The sequence below is a fragment of the Escherichia marmotae genome (assembly GCF_002900365.1).
Classification (GTDB): Bacteria; Pseudomonadota; Gammaproteobacteria; order Enterobacterales; family Enterobacteriaceae; genus Escherichia; species Escherichia marmotae.
The window spans coordinates 197,501-221,569 of record NZ_CP025979.1 but is presented as its reverse complement, the minus strand read 5'-3'; the positions used below and the strand labels follow the sequence as shown (position 1 = coordinate 221,569).

Annotated in this window: 18 protein-coding genes, 1 tRNA gene and 2 pseudogenes; 15 read left to right on the top strand and 6 right to left on the bottom strand. The window is 50.5% G+C overall.

The window, feature by feature from the left end; all coding sequences use genetic code 11:
* Positions 1 to 99 precede the first annotated feature (99 nt).
* From fruA to fruB, 3 genes are read right to left on the bottom strand one after another with little or no spacing between them, the layout of a single operon-like run.
* On the bottom strand, positions 100 to 1,791 hold the full coding sequence (fruA, locus tag C1192_RS01095; protein ID WP_001516718.1) for a PTS fructose transporter subunit IIBC: 1,692 nt from the start codon (positions 1,789 to 1,791) through the stop codon (positions 100 to 102).
* A gap of 16 nt (positions 1,792 to 1,807) precedes the next feature.
* Positions 1,808 to 2,746 (bottom strand): 1-phosphofructokinase, encoded by a 939-nt coding sequence (gene fruK, locus C1192_RS01090; protein WP_000091270.1) that lies wholly within the window; start codon positions 2,744 to 2,746, stop codon positions 1,808 to 1,810.
* Positions 2,746 to 3,876, bottom strand: a complete 1,131-nt coding sequence (fruB, locus tag C1192_RS01085; protein WP_000487268.1) for a fused PTS fructose transporter subunit IIA/HPr protein — start codon at positions 3,874 to 3,876, stop codon at positions 2,746 to 2,748. The genes fruK and fruB overlap by 1 nt, the downstream gene beginning before the upstream one ends.
* Positions 3,877 to 4,243: 367 nt before the next feature.
* Here fruB and setB point away from each other — a divergent pair.
* A pseudogene (setB, locus tag C1192_RS25280) lies at positions 4,244 to 5,366 on the top strand (sugar efflux transporter SetB).
* A 56-nt stretch (positions 5,367 to 5,422) separates the two neighbouring features.
* On the opposite strand, the gene C1192_RS01070 reads toward setB, so the two are convergent.
* Positions 5,423 to 5,677, bottom strand: a complete 255-nt coding sequence (locus tag C1192_RS01070) for a YkgJ family cysteine cluster protein (protein WP_001516722.1) — start codon at positions 5,675 to 5,677, stop codon at positions 5,423 to 5,425.
* A gap of 154 nt (positions 5,678 to 5,831) precedes the next feature.
* Here C1192_RS01070 and yeiP point away from each other — a divergent pair, with 154 nt between their 5' ends.
* Both yeiP and C1192_RS01060 read left to right on the top strand, forming a co-directional pair.
* Positions 5,832 to 6,404: an elongation factor P-like protein YeiP gene (gene yeiP, locus C1192_RS01065; protein ID WP_001136827.1), complete on the top strand. Its 573-nt coding sequence runs from the start codon at positions 5,832 to 5,834 to the stop codon at positions 6,402 to 6,404.
* Positions 6,405 to 6,523: 119 nt separating this feature from the next.
* Positions 6,524 to 7,852 (top strand): IS4-like element IS4 family transposase, encoded by a 1,329-nt coding sequence (locus C1192_RS01060; protein ID WP_103194762.1) that lies wholly within the window; start codon positions 6,524 to 6,526, stop codon positions 7,850 to 7,852.
* 38 nt (positions 7,853 to 7,890) lie between these two features.
* On the opposite strand, the gene C1192_RS01055 is transcribed toward C1192_RS01060, so the two are convergent.
* A tRNA-Leu gene (locus C1192_RS01055) sits at positions 7,891 to 7,975 on the bottom strand.
* 195 nt (positions 7,976 to 8,170) lie between these two features.
* Here C1192_RS01055 and C1192_RS01050 point away from each other — a divergent pair.
* The 12 genes and pseudogenes from C1192_RS01050 to yejF form a co-directional block, all read left to right on the top strand.
* Positions 8,171 to 8,398, top strand: a pseudogene (locus C1192_RS01050) (alcohol dehydrogenase catalytic domain-containing protein); the annotation flags it as partial.
* A 157-nt stretch (positions 8,399 to 8,555) separates the two neighbouring features.
* On the top strand, positions 8,556 to 10,058 hold the full coding sequence (locus C1192_RS01045; protein WP_001294846.1) for a helicase HerA-like C-terminal domain-containing protein: 1,503 nt from the start codon (positions 8,556 to 8,558) through the stop codon (positions 10,056 to 10,058).
* Between the two features lie 213 nt (positions 10,059 to 10,271).
* Positions 10,272 to 11,480 (top strand): IS256 family transposase, encoded by a 1,209-nt coding sequence (locus C1192_RS01040; RefSeq protein WP_103194761.1) that lies wholly within the window; start codon positions 10,272 to 10,274, stop codon positions 11,478 to 11,480.
* Positions 11,481 to 11,776: 296 nt separating this feature from the next.
* Complete coding sequence (locus C1192_RS01035) at positions 11,777 to 13,243, top strand: mannitol dehydrogenase family protein (RefSeq protein WP_010379413.1); 1,467 nt, start codon at positions 11,777 to 11,779, stop codon at positions 13,241 to 13,243.
* A gap of 113 nt (positions 13,244 to 13,356) precedes the next feature.
* A complete protein-coding gene (gene yeiR / locus C1192_RS01030) occupies positions 13,357 to 14,343 on the top strand; it encodes a zinc-binding GTPase YeiR (protein WP_000198840.1) in 987 nt (328 codons plus the stop codon).
* Between the two features lie 38 nt (positions 14,344 to 14,381).
* Positions 14,382 to 15,086, top strand: coding sequence for a phosphatase PAP2 family protein (locus C1192_RS01025; protein WP_038355074.1), 705 nt, complete (start codon positions 14,382 to 14,384; stop codon positions 15,084 to 15,086).
* A gap of 421 nt (positions 15,087 to 15,507) precedes the next feature.
* Positions 15,508 to 16,074 carry a bifunctional murein DD-endopeptidase/murein LD-carboxypeptidase gene (mepS, locus tag C1192_RS01020; RefSeq protein WP_000241011.1) on the top strand — a complete coding sequence of 189 codons (567 nt, stop codon included), beginning with the start codon at positions 15,508 to 15,510 and terminating at the stop codon, positions 16,072 to 16,074.
* A 182-nt stretch (positions 16,075 to 16,256) separates the two neighbouring features.
* On the top strand, positions 16,257 to 17,813 hold the full coding sequence (locus tag C1192_RS01015; RefSeq protein ID WP_038355073.1) for a cyclic di-GMP phosphodiesterase: 1,557 nt from the start codon (positions 16,257 to 16,259) through the stop codon (positions 17,811 to 17,813).
* Between the two features lie 81 nt (positions 17,814 to 17,894).
* A complete protein-coding gene (locus C1192_RS01010; RefSeq protein ID WP_016262154.1) occupies positions 17,895 to 19,709 on the top strand; it encodes an extracellular solute-binding protein in 1,815 nt (604 codons plus the stop codon).
* Positions 19,710 to 20,804, top strand: a complete 1,095-nt coding sequence (locus C1192_RS01005) for a microcin C ABC transporter permease YejB (RefSeq protein ID WP_000501591.1) — start codon at positions 19,710 to 19,712, stop codon at positions 20,802 to 20,804.
* Positions 20,804 to 21,829 carry an ABC transporter permease gene (locus tag C1192_RS01000; protein WP_001135897.1) on the top strand — a complete coding sequence of 342 codons (1,026 nt, stop codon included), beginning with the start codon at positions 20,804 to 20,806 and terminating at the stop codon, positions 21,827 to 21,829. Before C1192_RS01005 ends, C1192_RS01000 begins: the two co-directional genes overlap by 1 nt.
* A 1-nt stretch (position 21,830) precedes the next feature.
* Positions 21,831 to 23,420: a microcin C ABC transporter ATP-binding protein YejF gene (gene yejF, locus C1192_RS00995; protein ID WP_038355072.1), complete on the top strand. Its 1,590-nt coding sequence runs from the start codon at positions 21,831 to 21,833 to the stop codon at positions 23,418 to 23,420.
* A 3-nt stretch (positions 23,421 to 23,423) separates the two neighbouring features.
* Here yejF and C1192_RS00990 read toward each other — a convergent pair whose 3' ends face one another.
* Positions 23,424 to 23,768, bottom strand: coding sequence for a YejG family protein (locus tag C1192_RS00990; protein WP_000202798.1), 345 nt, complete (start codon positions 23,766 to 23,768; stop codon positions 23,424 to 23,426).
* Positions 23,769 to 24,069: the final 301 nt, after the last annotated feature.

Genomic DNA, 24,069 nt, shown 5'->3' with positions numbered 1-24,069 from the left:
CATTTAAATTCATAGAATTAATTTCAAACACTTTTCACTTATCTTGCGGTCATCAACGGATACAGGGCAGAAAATTCCTGCCCTGCAGTTCACGTTTTATTATGCTGTTTTCGCTACAGCGTCCACTTCCGGACGTTTCAGGAAAGCATAGGCCAAACCTGCCACCAGCGTACCGGCAATGATTGCCACCAGGTATCCCAGAACCGGCGTAATTGCGCCAGGGATCAGCAGAACAAACAGACCACCGTGCGGTGCCATCAGTTTCGCACCAATCGCCATAGAGATTGCACCAGTCAGCGCCCCACCAACGATACAGCACGGCAGTACTCGCATCGGATCGCGGGCGGCAAACGGAATTGCACCTTCAGAAATAAAGCACAGTCCCAGAACCAGAGCCGCTTTACCGCCTTCCTGCTGCGCTTTGTCGAATTTGCGACGTGCCACCATCGTAGCCAGCCCCATTGCCAGCGGTGGCACCATACCTGCCGCCATAATCGCCGCCATCGGGCCATAGGTTTGAGTACTCAGCAGACCCACACCGAACGCGTACGCCGCTTTGTTTACCGGACCACCCATGTCAGTACACATCATTCCACCGAGGATCGCACCCAGCAGAACCGCATTCGCAGTCCCCATAGTTTGCAGCCAGTGGGTCAGGCCTTCGAGGATGCCAGCAACCGGTTTACCGATCAGGTAGATCATCGCCAGACCCACCACCAGACTGGAAACTAGCGGAATGATCAGAATCGGTTTTAGCGCCTCCATACTCTGTGGTAGTTTCAGTTGCGTACTGATTAACTTCGCAATGTAACCGGCCAGGAAACCCGCAATAATACCACCAATGAAGCCAGAACCGGTGCTGACCGCCAGCATACCGCCAATCAGACCCGGAGTAAGCCCCGGACGATCGGCAATAGAGAAGGCAATATAACCCGCCAGTACCGGAACCATCAGCGCAAAAGCTGAACCGCCGCCAATCTGCATCAGCGCCGCAGCAAGCGTCCCTTGCTCTTTAAATGCTTCAATACCAAAAGCAAAAGAAAGCGCGATACACAGACCGCCAGCAACCACCATCGGTAACATGTAAGAAACGCCCGTCAACAGGTGACGATACGCGCCTGCACTCTCTTTCTTAGCTTCAGAGCTTGCCGTTTGGGCTTTACCTGCTGGCTCGTAAGGCGTCGCTTCAGCAACCGCTTTATCCAGCTCCTGCGCCGTTTTCTTCAGCGCCAGACCGGTAGAAGTGCGGTACATGGGTTTACCGGCAAATTTTGCCAGATCGACTTCAATGTCTGCCGCCACAATCACCAAATCCGCTGCCGCCACTTCTTCAGGCGTGATGGCATTCCCCGCACCAACAGAGCCACGGGTTTCAACTTTCACCCACCAACCGCGTTTTTTCGCTTCAGTTTCAATAGCTTCAGCCGCCATAAAGGTGTGTGCCACGCCGGTTGGGCAAGCAGTAACCGCAACCACGCGTTTCGGGCCGCTGGCTGCAACCGGTGCTGTAGCAGCTACCGGCGCAGTGTAAGGTTTCGCATGACCTTTGGCTTCGCTCAGGAACAGCTCCGGATGCGCGACGGCCCGGGAAATATCGCCCAGCCAGACATTTTTACCGTTCAGCGCGCTATCGTTCGGGATGGAATCACCAAGAACAATCGCCATTTCAGCGTCGTTAGGATTATCGATGATTTCCAGTTTTGCTTTTCGCGCCGCCGCGCCCAGCAGGGTCTTCGCCATATAGGCGCGTGCCTGACCGAGATTAGCGTCAATAATCAGCAGCGTTTTCATTATGCCTCTCCTGCTGTCAGTTAAAAGGTTGTAAGTCGACGCGCGCCATCATTGCGGCCAACTGCGGACGATCGGTAATACCTACATTACTTTGACTTACCGCCAGGGCTGCAACAGCCGTCGCCAGACGCAGTGTGTGTTCACTGGATTCACGCATTAGCAAGCCATAAATCAGGCCACCAACCATAGAATCCCCTGCGCCAACGGTGCTTACGACATCGACTGACGGTGGTTTGGCGATCCATTCGCCGGAGGCATTAACCCAAAGCGCGCCTTCGGCACCCAGTGAAATTACAACATGCGCGATACCTTGTTCACGTAGCGCATGTGCAGCTTCAATGACATCTTTCATTTCAGGCAGTTTACGACCCGCCCAGATTTCCAGCTCACGGCGGTTAGGTTTCACCAGCCATGGTGCCGCTTTCAAACCAGCCACTAACGCTTCACGGCTACTATCAAAGATAATGCAAGGACACTGACTACGCAGGCGAGTCATCCAGTCGGTGAATGCTTCCGGGCTGACACCTGACGGTAAACTACCGCTGACACAGACCATATCGAACTGACCAAGCCAGCTTAAAGAATCCGTCACAAAGCGTTCCCAGTCGGCTGGAGTAACTTCGAAACCAGAGAAGTTGAGATCGGTGACTTCACCGTCTTTTTCTGTCAGCTTGACGTTAATGCGGGTACGCCCCTGGACAACCTGGAAACGGTTGGCAATGCCCAGCTCGCTGAACAGTTGCTGAAAACCGTCCTGATTGTCTTTGCCGAGGAAACCGCCAACGGTGACATCAATCCCCAGGTCTTTTAAAACTTTGGCCACGTTGATGCCTTTACCCGCTGCATGCAGACCGGTGGTTTTCACCAGGTTCACTTCGCCGCGTTCAATTTCCGGGCAGAAACCGACAAGGTCATAGGCCGGATTGAGGGTGATCGTAGCAACACGTCTGCTCATTACGCGCCCTCCCCAAGACCGGCGGCGATGGCGTCGCCAATGGCTTTCAGCGCCTGTTCAGCATCTGCTCCCTGGGCGGTAAAGCGTAGGCGATGACCTTTCTTAACGCCAAGTGCTACAACTTTCATTAGACTACGTCCATTTGCCGGTTTGCCGGTGCCATCAAGGTTTGTCACGGTAATATCACTGTTAAATTGTTTAATGGTATTGACCAGCATGGTGCCTGGGCGGGCATGCAGGCCGTGTTCATTGCGCACCACAAACTCTGCGCTTAACACGTCGTCGGTCGGCACATCATCGCTGGTCAGCAGCGCCAGCAACGTTGCTGCATCAGCTTTCAACAGACGTTCAGCCTTATTGTCGATCAGCAGGTCGCTCAGACGCTTAAGTACCGCGACTGGCTGATCGTCATTCATCGCCACACTCACCAGCATGGCTGCCGTTTCGCCTTCAACATCAAAAGCATTTGCCGCACGGCTTACCGCAATGGCGCTGCGCAGGTTGCCTTCGGCACTATCGTTCAGCCAGATCCCCTGCCCGAGGTTCAACGGCTGTTCATTGATGGCTTTGGTAACAAAAGCGGTATCAACCGCGCCCGCTTCTTTCAGACGAGCAGCATTCAGCGCCTGAAGAGTCAGCAAATCGCTGGCGACGATATCCAGCGTCAGCATTTCGTTATCAAGCTTCAACTGTTCACTCTGCTTTTCGCCCATCAGCAGTGCGCGCAGTTCTTCTGCAGTGGTGGCTGATTTCAGTTGTTCAGCAACGGAATCATCGCTCAGGACGTGCGTCAGTTGACGCAACAGCCCCAGATGTTCATCCGAGCTGGCGGCAATACCGATAGCAACATACGCCACCTGACCTTCACCCCATGTCACGCCTTCCGGGAACTGAAACACCTGAACGCCGGTTTTCAGTACCTGATCGCGGGTGTCGGTGGTGCCGTGTGGAATAGCAATACCATTGCCGAGGAACGTTGAGGTTTGCTGTTCGCGCGCCAGCATGCCATTGACGTAGCCTTCAGCGACATTACCGGCCTGCACCAGCGCCGCAGCGACCTGGCGAATCGCCTCTTCTTTGTCTCCGGCCTTTTCGCCCGGATGGATGTCCTGTACGGATAACTGGAACATAGTTCTCCTCTCTTGCTGAATTGAAACGATTCAGCTTCTATGAGAAAAAAAGCGCTAACCTGGCTTAGGGTTAAAGACAAGATCGCGCTGAAACGTTTCAAGAAAGCATAATACTTCTGTTTCAGCACGCAAGGGATGGCGCTAAATTATGTACAAAAGTTTGATGTGCTGCACATTTTTTTGCCGATAATCTGAATCGCTGATGGCGAAATTTGTTATCAACATGATCATTTCAGCAGCGTCAGCAAAGGTTCAACAAGAGTGAAATAGCATTTTGATTATTCATGGCGAGTTTGATTTCACTGACTGTTTATTTTCTGACAAGCGGCGTAAACTCCGCGTCTTCATCTTTCAGTGATCGACCAGCATGCATAATTCCCCCGCAGTCTCCAGCGCGAAATCGTTTGACCTGACATCAACGGCATTCTTAATTGTTGCCTTTCTCACCGGCATTGCAGGCGCTCTGCAAACCCCAACGCTCAGTATTTTTCTTACCGATGAGGTACACGCCCGCCCGGCAATGGTGGGATTCTTCTTTACCGGCAGCGCCGTCATCGGGATTCTGGTCAGCCAGTTTCTCGCCGGGCGCTCCGATAAGCGCGGCGATCGTAAATCACTGATTGTCTTTTGCTGCCTGTTAGGCGTGCTGGCCTGCACCCTTTTCGCCTGGAATCGCAACTACTTCATCCTGTTGTTTGTCGGCGTTTTTCTTAGCAGCTTTGGCTCTACCGCCAACCCGCAGATGTTTGCTCTTGCCCGTGAACATGCCGATAAAACCGGGCGTGAAGCAGTGATGTTCAGCTCTTTTTTGCGCGCCCAGGTTTCACTGGCATGGGTCATCGGCCCGCCGCTGGCTTATGCCTTAGCGATGGGTTTCAGCTTTACGGTGATGTATCTCAGCGCGGCGGTAGCGTTTATTGTTTGCGGCGTGATGGTGTGGCTGTTTTTACCGTCGATGCAAAAAGAGGTTCCGCTGGGCGACCGGCACGGTTGAAGCACCGCGGCGTAACCGTCGCGATACGCTATTGCTGTTTGTCATTTGTACGTTGATGTGGGGTTCAAATAGCCTGTACATCATCAACATGCCGCTATTTATTATTAACGAACTACATCTTCCAGAAAAACTGGCGGGTGTGATGATGGGGACCGCCGCCGGGCTGGAAATCCCGACGATGTTAATTGCCGGTTATTTTGCCAAACGTCTGGGTAAGCGGTTCTTGATGCGCGTAGCAGCCGTGGGTGGCATCTGTTTTTACGCAGGTATGCTGATGGCACATTCACCTGTTATTCTGTTGGGCTTACAGATGCTGAATGCTATTTTTATCGGTATTCTTGGCGGTATTGGGATGCTCTATTTTCAGGATCTGATGCCCGGCCAGGCGGGTTCAGCAACCACGCTCTATACCAATACATCACGTGTGGGCTGGATTATCGCCGGTTCAGTAGCCGGAATAGTCGCAGAGATCTGGAATTATCATGCAGTGTTCTGATTTGCGATGGTGATGATTATCGCCACCCTGTTCTGCTTACTGCGGATTAAAGATGTTTAAGGCGCGGTCAGTATTTCCAGATCGATAAGCCAGGTCATTGCCTGCTGACGCGTGTTGCCGCACATTTCTGCACTGGCTTGTAAGCCTGCGCAGACTCTCGGGCGCAGTGGCGAGGTAAAAATTTTACAGCGTTGCTGTTCATCGAGCTGAATGCAGGGTGTATTGGCGGGCTTGCCATCTGGCATACCCGGAATAGGGCTGGAGATTGAGGGGGCGGTACAACACGCCCCGCAATCCGGACGGCATTCCATACATTGTTCTCTTCAGGTTAACCACCGGATTGATGAGCGCGCACAGTACCACCTTTTTTGCACCAGCAAAAGTGCGAATACCTCTTGCCTGAAATGGCCGTCGCGAGTAGTTTGTCGCGATATTTTTGACATTTTCGACTACAGGAATTTTTCGATGCCAAGAGCGAACGAAATTAAAAAAGGTATGGTTCTGAATTACAACGGCAAATTGCTGCTGGTTAAGGATATTGATATTCAGTCCCCCACTGCCCGCGGTGCCGCTACGCTGTACAAAATGCGCTTTTCTGATGTCCGTACCGGGCTGAAAGTAGAAGAGCGTTTCAAAGGTGATGATATCGTTGACACCGTGACGCTGACCCGCCGCTATGTTGACTTCTCCTACGTTGATGGCAACGAATATGTCTTTATGGATAAAGAGGACTATACCCCGTATACCTTCACGAAAGATCAGATTGAAGAAGAACTGCTGTTTATGCCGGAAGGCGGTATGCCTGACATGCAGGTTTTGACCTGGGACGGCCAACTGCTGGCACTTGAACTGCCGCAGACCGTTGATCTGGAAATCGTTGAAACCGCACCAGGCATTAAAGGTGCTTCTGCCAGCGCACGTAACAAACCGGCAACATTAAGCACCGGTCTGGTGATTCAGGTGCCAGAATACTTAAGCCCGGGCGAAAAAATCCGTATCCATATCGAAGAACGCCGTTACATGGGGCGTGCTGACTAACTTCAGCCACATTCAAAAAGGGACTGCTCAGGCTGTAATGCCGATCAGTTAAGGATCAGTTGACCGATCCAGTGGCTGTGTAAGAATCCGGAAACGCTCACTCGTTTCCGGATTTTTTTATGCTCATTGGACAGGCACTTGATTTGGTATCCCGTTACGATTCTCTGCGTAACCCACTGACTTCTCTGGGGGATTACCTCGACCCCGAACTCATCTCTCGTTGCCTTGCCGAATCAGGTACTGTAACGCTACGCAAGCGCCGTCTTCCCCTCGAAATGATGGTCTGGTGTATTGTTGGCATGGCGCTTGAGCGTAAAGAACCTCTTCACCAGATTGTGAATCGCCTGGACATCATGCTACCGGGCAATCGCCCCTTCGTTGCCCCCAGTGCCGTTATTCAGGCTCGCCAGCGCCTGGGAAGTGAGGCTGTCCGCCGCGTGTTCACGAAAACAGCGCAGCTCTGGCATAACGCCACGCCGCATCCGCACTGGTGCGGCCTGACCCTGCTGGCCATCGATGGTGTGTTCTGGCGCACACCGGATACACCAGAGAACGATGCAGCCTTCCCCCGCCAGACACATGCCGGGAACCCGGCGCTCTACCCGCAGGTCAAAATGGTCTGCCAGATGGAACTGACCAGCCATCTGCTGACGGCTGCAGCCTTCGGCACGATGAAGAACAGCGAAAATGAGCTTGCTGAGCAACTTATAGAACAAACCGGCGATAACACCCTGACGTTAATGGATAAAGGTTATTACTCACTGGGACTGTTAAATGCCTGGAGCCAGGCGGGAGAACACCGCCACTGGATGATCCCTCTCAGAAAGGGAGCGCAATATGAAGAGATCAGAAAACTGGGTAAAGGCGATCATCTGGTGAAGCTGAAAACCAGCCCGCAGGCACGAAAAAAGTGGCCGGGGCTGGGAAATGAGGTGACAGCCCGCCTGCTGACCGTGACGCGCAAAGGAAAAGTCTGCCATCTGCTGACGTCGATGACGGACGCCATGCGCTTCCCCGGAGGAGAAATGGCGGATCTGTACAGTCATCGCTGGGAAATCGAACTGGGATACAGGGAGATAAAACAGACGATGCAACTGAGCAGGCTGACGCTGAGAAGTAAAAAGCCGGAGCTTGTGGAGCAAGAGCTGTGGGGTGTCTTACTGGCTTATAATCTGGTGAGATATCAGATGATTAAAATGGCAGAACATCTGAAAGGTTACTGGCCGAATCAACTGAGTTTCTCAGAATCATGCGGAATGGTGATGAGAATGCTGATGACATTGCAGGGCGCTTCACCGGGACGTATACCGGAGCTGATGCGCGATCTTGCAAGTATGGGACAACTTGTGAAATTACCGACAAGAAGGGAAAGAGCCTTCCCGAGAGTGGTAAAGGAGAGGCCCTGGAAATCCCCCACAGCCCCGAAAAAGAGCCAGTCAGTTGCTTAACTGACTGGCATTACAGCTGAGGTCTATTTATATACTTTTGGTGCCGAAGGCCGGACTCGAACCGGCACGTATTTCTACGGTTGATTTTGAATCAACTGCGTCTACCGATTTCGCCACTTCGGCACTGAAGAGGTATGCGGAAAACGTTGTGGATTATACCTGTCACGCGCCGCCATGCAAGCGTCAGCTTGCACCCACCTTGCTAAGTGCTGAAAATTTCAGCACTATTCTCAGTAATGTGTAACCTTTGTCACACTCCAGGCCTCCCGCCCGACCATACTCTACACTTCCCGGGAAATATCAGAGAAGGGCAAAAGCATGTCGATGATAAAAAGCTATGCTGCAAAAGAGGCTGGCGGGGAACTGGAGCTCTATGAGTACGATCCCGGTGAACTGAAGCCACAAGACGGCGAAGTACAGGTGGATTACTGCGGGATTTGCCATTCTGGCCTGTCGATGCTCGACAACAAGTGGGGATTCTCACAGTACCCACTGGTTGCCTGTCATGAAGTGATTGGTCGCGTGGTTGCGCTGGGTAGCGCCGCGTAAGATAAAGGTTTGCAAATCAGTCAGCGTGTCGACCTCTGATCGCTCTGCCGGGTCACTTCTACCGGCCTTTAAGATATCTCGCAATTGGCTGAATTTAGTGGTGAAAAGCGCTCAACCGTGTCTATACTCCAGGCAGGGAACTGGAGGAAATCTCATGAGCGAACCGCGTTTAATTGCCCGCACGCCGGACACAGAACTGTTTTTACTACCCGCTATGGCTAACCGTCACGGACTGATTACTGGCGCAACAGGGACAGGTAAAACTGTCACGCTGCAAAAACTGGCGGAATCTCTGTCAGAAATCGGCGTTCCGGTATTTATGGCCGATGTAAAAGGTGATTTGACCGGGGTTGCGGCAGAAGGTACTACCTCGGAAAAACTGCTCGCTCGGTTGAAAAATATCGGCGTCAACGACTGGCAGCCACATGCGAATCCAGTAGTTGTGTGGGATATTTTTGGTGAGAAAGGTCATCCAGTACGGGCAACGGTCTCGGATCTGGGACCGCTGTTGCTTGCACGGCTGTTAAATCTCAACGACGTGCAATCCGGCGTGCTGAATATCATCTTCCGTATTGCCGACGATCAGGGACTATTGTTACTCGACTTTAAAGATCTCCGGGCGATTACCCAATATATCGGTGATAACGCCAAATCATTCCAGAATCAGTACGGTAATATCAGTAGCGCATCGGTTGGCGCCATCCAGCGCGGATTACTGACGCTGGAACAGCAAGGGGCGACGCATTTCTTTGGTGAGCCGATGCTGGATATCAAAGACTGGATGCGTACCGATGCCAACGGTAAAGGTGTTATCAATATTCTTAGCGCCGAAAAGCTCTACCAGATGCCAAAACTGTACGCCGCCAGCCTGCTGTGGATGCTTTCTGAGTTGTATGAGCAACTGCCAGAAGCAGGCGATTTGGATAAACCGAAACTGGTATTTTTCTTCGACGAAGCGCATCTGCTGTTCAACGATGCACCGCAGGTGTTGCTGGATAAGATTGAACAGGTAATAAGACTTATCCGCTCGAAAGGTGTGGGCGTCTGGTTTGTTTCGCAAAACCCGTCTGATATCCCTGACAACGTGCTTGGGCAGTTGGGAAATCGCGTTCAGCACGCTCTGCGCGCCTTCACGCCGAAAGACCAGAAAGCGGTGAAGACGGCGGCGCAAACCATGCGTCCCAATCCGGCATTTGATACGGAAAAGGCGATTCAGGAACTAGGAACCGGCGAAGCGTTGATCTCTTTTCTGGATGCGAAAGGAAGTCCTTCTGTGGTAGAGCGTGCGATGGTGATCGCGCCTTGTTCACGGATGGGGCCGGTAACGGAAGATGAGCGTAACGGCCTGATTAATCACTCTCCGGTGTATGGCAAGTATGAAGATGACGTAGACCGGGAATCCGCCTATGAGATGCTGCAAAAAGGTGTGCAGGCCAGTACCGAACAGCAAAATAACCCTCCTGCCAAAGGGAAAGAGATAAGTGAAGATGACGGTATTCTGGGTGGGTTGAAGGATATTTTGTTTGGCACTACCGGACCGCGCGGCGGGAAGAAAGATGGCGTGGTACAGACTATGGCGAAAAGCGCCGCCCGTCAGGTGACGAACCAGATTATACGCGGGGTGCTGGGGAGTTTGCTGGGGGGAAGAAGAAGGTAAGTCAGGTGCGATTTATCTTCGCCTGATGCGGCGCTGGCGGGTCTTATCAGGCCTACGCCACTGCAATATATTGATTTTTCAGGCATGAACGAAACACACTTTGCTGACAATAATAAAGGGAGCTTATGCTCTAATGCCAGTGAGCCTGTACATAGATTTGTGTAATTGCCTGATTTTGATATGTTCAATTCAACATCAAATGAAGGTTAAATTATGGACGACAAACAATTGCAGGCTCTGGCTAACGAACTGGCCAAAAATCTCAAAACCCCTGAAGATCTCAGTCAGTTCGATCGCCTGCTCAAGAAAATCAGTGTTGAGGCTGCTCTCAACGCTGAACTGACTCACCATCTGGGACATGAAAAAAATCAGCCCAAATCGGGAACCAACTCCCGTAATGGCTATTCCACGAAAACCGTCACCACTACCGACGGGCCGATGGAATTACGTACTCCACGTGATCGTGATGGTTCCTTCGAACCACAACTGGTGAAGAAAAATCAGACCCGCATTACCGGCATGGACAACCAGATCCTGGCGCTGTATGCCAGAGGGATGACTACCCGCGAAATTACCTCAGTCTTCAAAGAAATGTACGATGCAGACGTCTCTCCGGCGCTGATATCGAAAGTCACCGATGCCGTAATCGACCTGGTTGTTGAATGGCAAAACCGTCCTCTGGATGCGATTTATCCCATTGTTTATCTTGACTGTATTGTCCTGAAAGTACGGCAGGACAGCCGGGTTATCAACAAAGCGGTGTTCCTGGCTCTGGGTATTAACCTTGATGGTCAGAAAGAGCTGCTGGGTATGTGGCTGGCCGAAAATGAAGGTGCAAAGTTCTGGCTGAATGTACTGACGGAACTGAAAAATCGCGGCCTGAACGATATCCTTATCGCCTGCGTGGACGGCCTGAAAGGCTTCCCGGAAGCGATTAATGCCGTCTACCCGGAGACGCAGATCCAGTTGTGCATAGTACACATGGTACGCAACAGCCTGCGGTTCGTGGCGTGGAAAGACTATAAAGCGGTAACCCGTGATCTGAAACAGGTTTACCGCGCAGCCACGGAAGAAGGCGCGTTGCAGGCGCTGGATGCGTTCGGGAAGGAATGGGATGCACGGTACCCGCAGATAAGTCGCAACTGGCGGGCAAACTGGCCGAATATTGCCACCTTCTTCGTGTACCCGGAGGCGATCCGCAAGGTTATCTACACCACTAACGCAATCGAATCGCTGAATAGCGTCATCAGACATGCGATAAAGAAACGGAAAGTGTTCCCGACAGATGAATCGGTGAAAAAAGTGGTGTGGCTGGCTATCCAGTCAGCCTCACAGAAATGGACGATGCCACTTCAGGACTGGCGGATAGCCATGAGTCGCTTTATTATCGAATTCGGTGACCGCCTTGACGGTCACTTCTGAGAAAGGCATTTACACAGAATGATGGACAGGCTCGAGGCCCTGGAAATACCCCACAGCCCCGAAAAAGAGCCAGTCAGTTGCTTAACTGACTGGCATTACTGCTCAGGCTGTCCCTTTTTTAATTTATTATACCAATCTGCTATTTTGTGCTTACTGAACGCCTTCCGCCCGTAAAATTTACTCGTTGATTGATCGCCCTCACACTTCATTGCATTAACAATCCAGACCAATTTCAATTGCTGTCATATAACTTTACACTGCCATTGTTAATTAATCGTTACTGAGACGTGACCTCTATGAATACTATTGCCTCCGTTACGCTCCCCCATCACGTACACACTCCATGCTACGATCGCCAGCAATTGAAATCCCGTATCGTTCATTTTGGCTTTGGAGCCTTTCACCGCGCACATCAGGCATTATTAACCGATCGTGTGCTGAATGCGCAGGGTGGCGACTGGGGAATTTGTGAAATCAGCCTGTTCAGCGGTGAGCAATTGATGAGCCAGCTTCGCGCACAAGACCATTTATACACTGTGTTAGAGAAAGGTGCAGACGGCAATCAGGCGATTATTGTCGGTGCCGTTCACGAATGCCTGAATGCAAAACTGGATTCATTAGCAGCGATTATTGAGAAATTTTGCGAACCGCAGGTGGCGATAGTTTCCCTGACGATTACCGAAAAGGGGTATTGCATCGACCCGGCCACCGGCACGCTCGACACCAGCAATTCGCGCATTATTCACGATCTACAAACGCCGGAAGAACCTCATTCCGCACCAGGCATTCTTGTCGAAGCACTGAAACGCCGCCGTGAACGCGGCCTTGCGCCATTTACCGTGCTCTCCTGCGACAATATTCCCGACAATGGCCATGTGGTGAAAAATGCGGTGTTGGGAATGGCAGAAAAACGCTCACCAGAACTCACCGAATGGATAAAAGAACACGTCAGCTTTCCGGGAACGATGGTTGATCGCATTGTTCCGGCAGCAACCGACGAATCGCTGGCGGAAATTAGCCAGCATCTGGCCGTGAATGATCCCTGTGCGATTAGCTGCGAACCGTTTATCCAGTGGGTAGTGGAAGATCACTTCGTTGCAGGACGTCCAGCCTGGGAAGTCGCAGGTGTACAACTGGTGGATGATGTTTTGCCCTGGGAGGAGATGAAACTGCGCATGCTTAATGGCAGCCACTCTTTTCTCGCTTATCTGGGTTATCTCGCAGGGTTTGCCCATATCAGTGATTGCATGCATGACCGCGCATTTCGCCATGCCGCCAGAACGTTAATGCTGGATGAGCAAGCGCCGACGCTACGGATTAAAAATGTCGATTTGACGCAATATGCGGATAAGTTAATTGAACGTTTTGCCAATCCCGCACTGAAACATAAAACCTGGCAAATCGCGATGGATGGCAGTCAGAAATTACCGCAACGCATGCTGGCGAGCATTCGCATTCATCTGGCGCGCGAAACAAACTGGCCGTTACTGGCGTTAGGAGTCGCAGGCTGGATGCGCTATGTGAGCGGCGTTGATGATGCCGGAAATGCCATTGATGTTCGCGATCCGCTCAGCGATAAAATTCGCGATCTGGTTGCGGAAAGTAGCAGTGAACAACGCGTTAGCGCCCTGCTTTCTCTGCGTGAAGTTTTCGGTGATGACCTGCCCAATAACCCGCATTTTGTGCAGACAATCAAAAATGCCTGGCAACAAATAGCGCAGTTTGGAGCGCATCAGGCACTGTTAAATACCCTCAAAATTTAACGATTTCTGCGGTTAAGGTGGACGGAGGCATGCTTCGTCCGCTCCTTCTCTTTTCCAGCTTTTTTAGCCAGGATTAACGCACAGTTAACTAATCTGATTATTGCGGAGCCGTTGTGACCAGGACCAACCTCATCACCGGTTTTCTCGGCAGCGGGAAAACGACGTCAATTCTTCATCTATTAGCCCACAAAGATCCGCAAGAAAAATGGGCGGTGCTGGTTAATGAATTTGGTGAAGTCGGGATAGATGGTGCTTTGCTCGCTGACAGCGGTGCATTACTAAAAGAGATCCCCGGCGGCTGCATGTGCTGCGTTAATGGCTTACCGATGCAGGTGGGGCTGAATACCTTACTGCGCCAGGGAAAACCAGACCGCTTGCTGATAGAGCCTACAGGGCTGGGCCATCCAAAACAGATCCTCGATCTGTTAACCGCTCCGGTTTATGAACCGTGGATCGATCTGCGCGCCACGTTATGTATTCTCGATCCTCGCCTGCTGCTGGATGAAAAAAGCGTCAATAATGAAAATTTCCGTGACCAGTTGGCTGCCGCAGACATTATTGTCGCCAATAAATCCGACCGAGCGACGTCCGAAAGCGAGCAAGCGTTGCAACGCTGGTGGCAACAAAATGGTGGCGATCGGCAATTAATTCACAGCGAACATGGGCAAATTGATGGTCATCTTCTGGATTTACCCCGTCGCAATTTAATCAAATTACCCGCCAGCGCCGCCCATTCACATCAGCACACCGTGAAAAAAGGGTTAGCCGCGTTAAGCCTGCCAGAGCATCAACGCTGGCGTCGCAGTCTCAACAGCGGACAAGGGCATCAGGCCTGCGGTTGGATATTCGATGCTGATACGGTGTTCGACACCGTTGGCATTCTGGAATGGGCGCGGCTTGCACCAGTGGAACGCGTGAAAGGCGTGATGCGTATTCCTGAAGGACTGGTGCGAATCAACCGTCAGGGCGATGACTTGCACATTGAAACGCAAAACGTGGCACCACCGGACAGTCGCGTTGAGCTGATTTCCAGCAGCGAAACTGACTGGAATGCCTTACAGAGCGCGCTGTTGAAGCTTCGTTTAGTGACCAACGCGTAAGGTTGCTTGCGTTTTTCAGTAAGATGATTAGAGAAAATATGATTAAAAATTTGCCGCAAATAGCGTTGTTAAACGTTGTCGGCCTCGCGCTGTTTCTTTCCTGGTACATTCCCGTCAATCATGGATTCTGGTTGCCGATTGACGCGGATATTTTCTATTTTTTTAATCAGAAACTGGTCGAAAGCAAGGCTTTTTTATGGCTGGTCGCATTGACCAATAATCGCGCTTTTGACGGCTGTTCACTGCTGGCAATGGGACTGCTGATGCTGAGTTTCTGGCTGAAAGAAAGCGCCTCCGGCAGACGCCATATCATGATTATCGGTCTCGTCATGCTGTTAACCGCAGTGGTATTAAACCAGTTGGGCCAGGCATTAATTCCGGTAAAGCGAGCCAGCCCGACATTAACATTTGCGAATATTAACCGCGTCAGCGAACTGTTATCTGTGCCAACAAAAGATGCCTCGCGAGATAGTTTTCCTGGCGATCATGGCATGATGTTGCTTATTTTTTCTGCATTCATGTGGCGTTATTTCGGAAAAGTCGCAGGCGTCATCGCCCTTATTATTTTTGTGGTATTTGCATTTCCCAGAGTGATGATTGGCGCACACTGTTTTACCGATATCATTGTCGGTTCCCTGACTGTGATATTGATTGGTTTGCCCTGGTGGTTGATGACGCCATTAAGTGATCGATTAATCACCTTCTTTGACAAATCATTGCCAGGAAAAAGAAAACATTCCTAAAACAAATAACTCACAGTAATTAACATCATCAGGTTTATTTTCATAGACCGGATAATCCTGATGATGCACTGCGTTGCTTTCGTTCATCGAGTAAAATAGTCATTCTCTAACTAAATGAATGGATTGCATGCTTTTTGCTCAATCGTTCTTTAATTGACCAATCCCAGTTATTAACTTTCTGTATCACTTTTTCTTATAAAAAATCATGTAAAACCCCTCGCCAAGACCACGCCAATCGGGTAATCTCGAACTCGTTTTGCCTCGGCGGTAAATTATCCTCACAGCATATAATTTTGTGCGTTAGTCCACAGATTTGGCCTTAGGGAATTGTTTCAACATGCCCAGGTAATTAGTCTCGTCTCGCTTGGCATTTTTTTATAACGATATTTGTCGTTAAGGACTTCAAGGGAAAACAAACAACATGGTCAAATCTCAACCGATTTTGAGATATATCTTGCGCGGCATTCCCGCGATTGCAGTAGCGGTTCTGCTTTCTGCATGTAGTGCAAACAACACCGCAAAGAATATGCATCCTGAGACACGTGCAGTGGGTAGTGAAACATCATCACTGCAAGCTTCTCAGGATGAATTTGAAAACCTGGTTCGTAATGTCGACGTAAAATCGCGAATTATGGATCAGTATGCTGACTGGAAAGGCGTGCGTTATCGTCTGGGCGGCAGCACCAAAAAAGGTATCGATTGTTCTGGTTTCGTACAGCGTACATTCCGCGAACAATTTGGCTTAGAACTCCCTCGTTCAACTTATGAACAACAGGAAATGGGCAAGTCAGTTTCCCGCAGTAATTTGCGTACAGGTGACTTAGTTCTGTTCCGTGCCGGTTCAACGGGACGCCATGTCGGTATTTATATCGGCAATAATCAGTTCGTTCATGCTTCCACCAGCAGTGGTGTTATTATTTCCAGCATGAATGAGCCGTACTGGAAAAAGCGTTACAACGAAGCACGTCGGGTTCTTAGTCGCAGCTAATAAACCGTTTGGATGCAATCCCTTGGCTATCCTGACGAGTTAACTGAAGGCACTGCTTAAGCAGTGCTTTTTTATTTTCATCCATTATAGAAAATGATGTTTCCATGCCTTGATCCAGGCTATAGTCCCGTCATTCTCTTCTACTTCAGCGTTATCGTAATCTCAGGAATATTAACGGAACTATGTTCATACGCGCTCCCTCTTCCGGACGTAAGATCCTACTTACCTGCATTATTGCGGGCGTGATGATCGCGATACTTGTCAGTTGCCTTCAGTTTTTAGTGGCCTGGCATAAACATGAAGTCAAATATGACACCTTGATTACCGACGTACAAAAATATCTCGACACCTATTTCACCGAGCTGAAGTCCACTACTGATCACCTCCAGCCACTCACCTTAGATACCTGTCAGCAAGCCAACCCTGAACTGACTGCACGTGCGGCATTCAGTATGAATGTACGAACGTTTGTGCTGGTAAAGGATAAAAAGAGTTTCTGTTCTTCTGCGACTGGTGAGATGGACATTCCGCTCAATGAACTGATTCCGGCGCTCGACATTAGTAAAAATATTGATATGGCAATGTTGCCTGGCACACCGATGGTGCCCAACAAACCCACGATCGTCATCTGGTATCGCAATCCTTTATTAAAAAATAGCGGCGTTTTTGCAGCATTGAACCTGAACCTGACGCCGTATCTTCTCTATAGCTCTCACCAGCAAGATTTCGATGGTATCGCACTCATTATTGGTAATACTGCGATATCGACCTTTACGCCGCATTTGATGAACGTCCGCGAGTTAACCGGCACGCCGGTACGTGAAACCAAAATCGCAGGCATTCCGCTGACTGTTCGACTTTATGCTAACGACTGGACATGGAGTGATGTGTGGTACGCGTTTTTACTGGGTGGAATGAGTGGAACTGTCGTTGGCCTGCTCTGCTATTACCTGATGAGCGTGCGTATGCGCCCTGGCAGAGAGATTATGATGGCCATCAAGCGTGAGCAGTTTTACGTGGTGTATCAACCGGTGGTTGATGCACAAACACTGCGGGTAACGGGTCTGGAAGTGTTACTGCGCTGGCGTCATCCGGTAGTGGGTGAAATCCCCCCGGATGCCTTCATTCATTATGCCGAATCGCAAAAGATGATTGTGCCACTGACCCAGCACCTGTTTGAGCTGATTGCTCGTGACGCGGCAGAATTACACAACGTACTGCCGGTGGGCGTAAAGTTTGGTATTAACATTGCGCCGGACCATTTGCACAACGAGAGCTTTAAAGCCGATATACATCGACTGCTTGCCTCCCTGCCCGCTCACCATTTCCAGATTGTGCTGGAAATTACCGAGCGCGATATGCTGAAAGAACATGAAGCGTCACAACTCTTCGCATGGCTGCATTCTGTCGGCGTGGAAATTGCCATTGATGACTTCGGCACCGGACACAGCGCGCTTATCTATTTGGAACGTTTCACGCTCGATTACCTGAAAATTGACCGCGGTTTCATCAATGCCATAGGTACGGAAACGGTCACCTCACCAGTGCTTGACGCGGTGCTGACGCTGGCGAAGCGTCTCAATATGCTGACAGTTGCTGAAGGGGTTGAAACGCCGGAACAGGCACGCTGGTTACGCGAACGTGGTGTTAATTTCCTGCAAGGTTACTGGATTAGTCGCCCTCTGCCGTTGGATGATTTTATCCGCTGGTTGGAGAAACCGCATACGCCGCAGTGGTAAGGAGTGCTTGTGTCCCTTATTATTCATAGAGAAAGCATGCCGGATTGCGGCTAATGATGAGTAAAAGGAAATCCATTGCAGATGATTGTGCGCATACTGCTGGTGTTTATCACCCTGTTCACCTTCGGTGTGCAGGCGCAGGCTATTAAGGAAAGCTATGCCTTTGCAGTACTGGGAGAACCCAGATATGCCTTTAATTTCAACAATTTTGATTATGTTAATCCTGCCGCGCCAAAAGGCGGGCAGATAACGTTATCCTCCATTGGCACCTTCGATAATTTCAACCGCTATGCACTACGCGGAAACCCCGGTGCACGTACCGAGCAGTTGTACGACACACTATTTACCACCTCCGATGACGAGCCGGGCAGTTATTACCCGCTAATTGCCGAAAGCGCGCGCTATGCCGACGATTATTCCTGGGTTGAAGTTGCTATTAATCCGCGCGCCCGTTTTCATGATGGTTCGCCCATTACTGCCCGCGATGTTGAGTTCACTTTTCAAAAGTTTATGACTGAAGGCGTGCCGCAATTTCGCCTGGTATACAAAGGCACCACAGTTAAAGCCATTGCGCCGTTAACCGTGCGCATCGAATTAGCTAAACCCGGCAAAGAAGATATGCTTAGCCTGTTTTCACTGCCGGTATTTCCAGAAAAATACTGGAAGGGTCACAAACTGAGCGACCCGCTCGCTACGCCTCCACTTGCCAGTGGTCCGTATCGCATTACGGCCTGGAAAATGGGGCAAAATATTGTCTATTCCCGCGTGAAAGATTACTGGGCGGCAAACTTACCGGTAAACCGTGGACGCTGGAATTTCGACACCATTCGCTACGATTATTACCTTGACGATAACGTCGCTTTTGAAGCATTTAAAGCTGGTGCCTTTGATTTGCGCATGGAAAACGACGCCAAAAACTGGGCCACGCGCTATACCGGTAAAAATTTCGACAAAAAATACATTATCAAAGATGAGCAAAAGAACGAATCAGCCCAGGATACACGCTGGCTGGCGTTTAATATTCAGCGCCCGGTATTCAACGATCGCCGGGTTAGGGAAGCCATCACCCTCGCCTTCGACTTTGAATGGATGAACAAGGCCTTGTTTTACAATGCCTGGAGTCGCACTAACAGCTATTTTCAGAATACCGAATACGCTGCCAGAAATTACCCCGACGCTGCGGAACTGGTGCTGTTGGCACCAATGAAAAAAGATCTACCGCCAGAGGTGTTCACACAAATCTACCAGCCGCCAGAATCCAAAGGCGATGGCTACGACCGTGATAATCTGTTAAAAGCCGACAAACTTCTCAACGAAGCAGGCTGGGTACTGAAGGGTCAGCAACGCGTTAACGCTACGACGGGTCAGCTTCTCAGCTTTGAATTATTGCTTCCAGCCAGCAGTAATAGCCAGTGGGTATTGCCGTTCCAGCACAGCCTGCAACGGCTTGGTATCAACATGGACATTCGCAAGGTGGATAACTCACAAATCACCAACCGAATGCGCAGCCGCGACTATGACATGATGCCACGCGTGTGGCGGGCGATGCCGTGGCCCAGCTCCGATTTACAGATTTCCTGGTCATCGGAATATATCAACTCTACTTATAATGCTCCCGGCGTACAAAGTCCGGTCATCGACTCGCTGATCAACCAAATTATTGCCGCCCAAGGAAATAAAGAAAAATTACTGCCGTTGGGGCGCGCCCTGGATCGCGTATTAACGTGGAATTATTACATGCTGCCGATGTGGTACATGGCGGAAGACCGTCTCGCCTGGTGGGATAAATTCTCCCGCCCGGCAGTGCGTCCCGTTTATAGTCTCGGTATTGATACCTGGTGGTATGACGTCAATAAAGCGGCCAAACTGCCGTCAGCCAGACAACAGGGAGAGTAGATGGGCGCTTACCTGATTCGCCGTCTGTTGCTGGTGATCCCAACGTTATGGGCGATTATCACCATCAACTTTTTTATCGTGCAAATTGCGCCTGGCGGTCCGGTCGACCAGGCCATCGCCGCCATTGAGTTTGGTAATGCCGGAGTATTACCAGGTGCAGGCGGCGAAGGCGTGCGTGCCAGCCATGCACAAACGGGCGTCGGCAACATCAGCGACAGCAACTACCGCGGTGGACGCGGATTGGATCCAGAAGTGATCGCAGAGATCACCCATCGCTACGGTTTCGATAAACCGATCCACGAACGTTACTTCAAAATGCTCCGGGACTACATTTGTTTTGATTTTGGCGACAGCCTGTTTCGTAGCGCCTCAGTGCTGACATTGATTAAAGACAGTCTGCCGGTTTCCATCACCCTCGGATTGTGGAGCACGCTGATTATCTATCTGGTGTCAATTCCGCTGGGTATTCGCAAAGCCGTTTATAACGGTAGTCGCTTTGATGTCTGGAGTAGCGCATTTATTATCATCGGCTACGCTATTCCGGCCTTTTTGTTTGCAATCCTGCTGATTGTCTTCTTCGCGGGCGGCAGTTATTTCGACCTGTTCCCTCTGCGCGGCCTGGTTTCCGCTAATTTTGATTCACTACCGTGGTATCAGAAAATCACCGATTATCTGTGGCACATCACGCTACCCGTGCTGGCGACGGTGATTGGCGGCTTTGCGGCGCTCACCATGCTGACAAAAAACGCCTTTCTTGATGAAGTGCGCAAGCAATATGTGGTTACCGCGCGCGCGAAAGGAGTGAGTGAGAAAAACATTCTCTGGAAACATGTGTTCCGCAACGCCATGCTGCTGGTGATTGCCGGTTTTCCAGCGACTTTCATCAGCATGTTTTTCACCGGTTCGCTGTTGATTGAGGTGATGTTTTCACTCAATGGCCTCGGTTTGCTGGGCTATGAAGCGACCGTCTCGCGCGATTATCCGGTGATGTTTGGCACCTTGTATATTTTCACCCTGATTGGCCTGCTCCTGAATATCGTCAGTGATATCAGCTATACACTGGTCGATCCTCGTATTGATTTTGAGGGACGCTAATGCCGCAACTCAGCCCCGTCAATCAGGCCCGTTGGGCGCGTTTTCGTCATAATCGTCGCGGCTACTGGTCGTTATGGATTTTCCTCTTCTTATTCAGTTTGAGTTTGTGTTCTGAACTGATCGCCAACGATAAACCGTTGCTGGTACGTTATGACGGTAGCTGGTATTTCCCGTTGCTGAAAAACTACAGTGAAAGTGATTTTGGCGGCCCGCTGGCAAGCCAGGCGGATTATCAGGATCCGTGGCTAAAACAACGACTGGAGGATAAAGGCTGGGTACTGTGGGCACCGATTCGCTTTGGTGCTACCAGTATCAATTTTGCGACCGATAAGCCCTTCCCCTCCCCACCCTCACCGCAAAACTGGCTGGGGACGGATGCCAACGGCGGCGATGTGCTGGCGCGTATTCTGTATGGCACACGGATCTCGGTTCTGTTTGGTCTGATGCTGACACTCTGTTCCAGTGTGATGGGCGTGCTGGCGGGGGCGCTGCAAGGTTATTACGGCGGAAAAGTGGATCTCTGGGGGCAGCGCTTCATTGAAGTGTGGTCGGGGATGCCGACGCTGTTTCTGATAATTCTGCTTTCCAGTGTCGTTCAACCTAACTTCTGGTGGCTGCTGGCGATTACCGTCTTGTTTGGCTGGATGAGTCTGGTGGGCGTAGTGCGTGCGGAATTTTTGCGTACCCGTAATTTCGACTACATCCGCGCAGCGCAGGCGCTTGGCGTCAACGATCGCAGTATTATCCTGCGTCATATGTTGCCAAATGCAATGGTCGCTACCCTCACCTTTTTACCGTTTATTTTATGTAGCTCGATCACCACCCTGACCTCGCTCGATTTCCTCGGCTTCGGCTTGCCACTCGGTTCACCATCGCTCGGAGAACTGCTGTTACAAGGGAAAAATAACCTTCAGGCACCGTGGCTTGGGATCACCGCCTTCTTGTCGGTGGCGATATTATTGTCATTGCTGATCTTTATTGGTGAAGCAGTCCGCGACGCATTTGATCCTAATAAGGCAGTGTAGCATGACGCAAACTCTGTTAGCGATTGAAAATTTGTCGGTGGGTTTTCGCCATCAGCAAACCGTTCGCACCGTAGTGAATGATGTTTCGCTACGCATTGAAGCTGGCGAAACGCTGGCGCTGGTGGGTGAGTCTGGCTCCGGCAAGAGCGTTACTGCGCTGTCGATTTTACGTCTTCTCCCTTCCCCGCCTGTTGAATATCTCTCTGGCGATATTCGTTTTCATGGCGAATCGCTGCTTCATGCCAGCGAGCAAACGTTGCGTGGTGTGCGGGGAAATAAGATTGCCATGATTTTCCAGGAGCCGATGGTATCGTTAAACCCATTGCATACTCTGGAAAAACAGCTTTATGAAGTGCTTTCACTGCATCGCGGGATGCGTCGGGAAGCGGCGCGTGGTGAAATCCTTAATTGCCTCGATCGCGTCGGTATCCGCCAGGCAGCAAAACGGCTGACAGACTACCCGCATCAGCTCTCCGGCGGCGAACGTCAGCGGGTGATGATTGCAATGGCGCTACTCACTCGACCGGAATTATTGATTGCTGATGAACCGACTACCGCGCTGGACGTCTCTGTCCAGGCGCAGATTTTGCAATTATTACGCGAACTGCAACATGAACTGAATATGGGCATGTTATTTATTACTCATAACCTCAGCATTGTCAGAAAACTGGCCCACCGCGTGGCAGTGATGCAAAACGGTCGCTGTGTGGAGGAAAATCGCGCCACTGCGCTCTTTGTCTCCCCCGTTCATCCTTACACGCAAAAACTACTCAACAGCGAACCGTCAGGCAATCCAGTGCCGTTGCCAGAGCCAGCCTCAACGTTGCTTGATGTTGAACAGCTTCAGGTCGCTTTCCCCATTCGTAAGGGACTCCTGAAACGCGTCGTCGATCATAACGTGGTGGTGAAAAGCGTCAGTTTTACGCTTCGGGCGGGTGAAACGCTGGGTTTAGTGGGCGAGTCCGGCTCCGGCAAAAGCACCACGGGACTGGCGTTGCTACGATTAATTGACTCTCAGGGCAGCATCGTTTTTGACGGTCAGCCATTGCAAAATCTAACTCGTCGCCAGCTATTGACCATTCGCCATCGCATTCAGGTGGTATTTCAGGATCCAAACTCCTCACTCAACCCACGACTCAACGTGTTGCAGATTATTGAGGAGGGGTTACGTGTGCATCAACCCACCCTTTCAGCCACGCAACGCGAAGAGCAAGTGAAAGCCGTAATGCAGGAAGTGGGGTTAGATCCTGAAACGCGCCACCGTTATCCGGCGGAGTTCTCGGGAGGTCAACGACAACGTATTGCGATTGCCCGAGCATTGATTCTGAAACCTTCGCTGATCATTCTTGATGAACCAACATCATCGCTCGACAAAACGGTACAGGCGCAAATATTGGCGCTATTGAAATCATTGCAACAAAAGCACCAACTAGCCTATTTGTTTATCAGCCATGATTTGCATGTTGTTCGCGCATTATGTCATCAGGTTATCGTGCTGCGACAGGGAGAAGTAGTGGAACAAGGACCGTGCGCGCGCGTGTTTGCCGCACCGCAACAGGAGTATACGCGTCAGCTACTGGCGTTGAGCTGATGCTTAAAAAGGATTGTAGTTTGAGAAAGGTTCGGCAATTGCCACACCAAAATTTTTCAGTCGACAGGTGGCGGCGAACTCATCCTGCCGATTAACAAACAGACATGGCTCACCTTCACACTCCAGTACCGAGCACGGAACTTCAATATCGCTTAATGCCTGGCTGAGTTTGTACATCACCGACCATGCGTTATCGCCATCCGGGCTAAGCAATTTAAGCGCCACCAGGCTGTTGTCACCGCACGGTCCATTTTGCGGAATCGGTTCAACTTTTGAACCTGCGAAACCAGCAGACCAACGATAGTTCTGCGGCAGTCGATGGACGATTGAGAGTTGTAATGAAGTCACTTATTTTCCCCGGAAGCACATTTAATTCACAATTTATTTACATTAATTTTAACACATCATCAACAACCCGTCTTTAAACAGATCGTAAAGATTGATGCCTCGCCTGCGTGGCCTCTATGGCTCTGATTTAAATAATATCTGCGGGCGTGGTCACGTTTGCGGGGCTATATGTACCCGTTTCTGAGATCTAACTCAACCTTTTTAACTACAATGATGTGACTTTTTACATAAATTGATTTTACATAAAACAAACAAATGACGGGGGATTGATAGATTTGTGGTTAATATGCATCAACAAAGG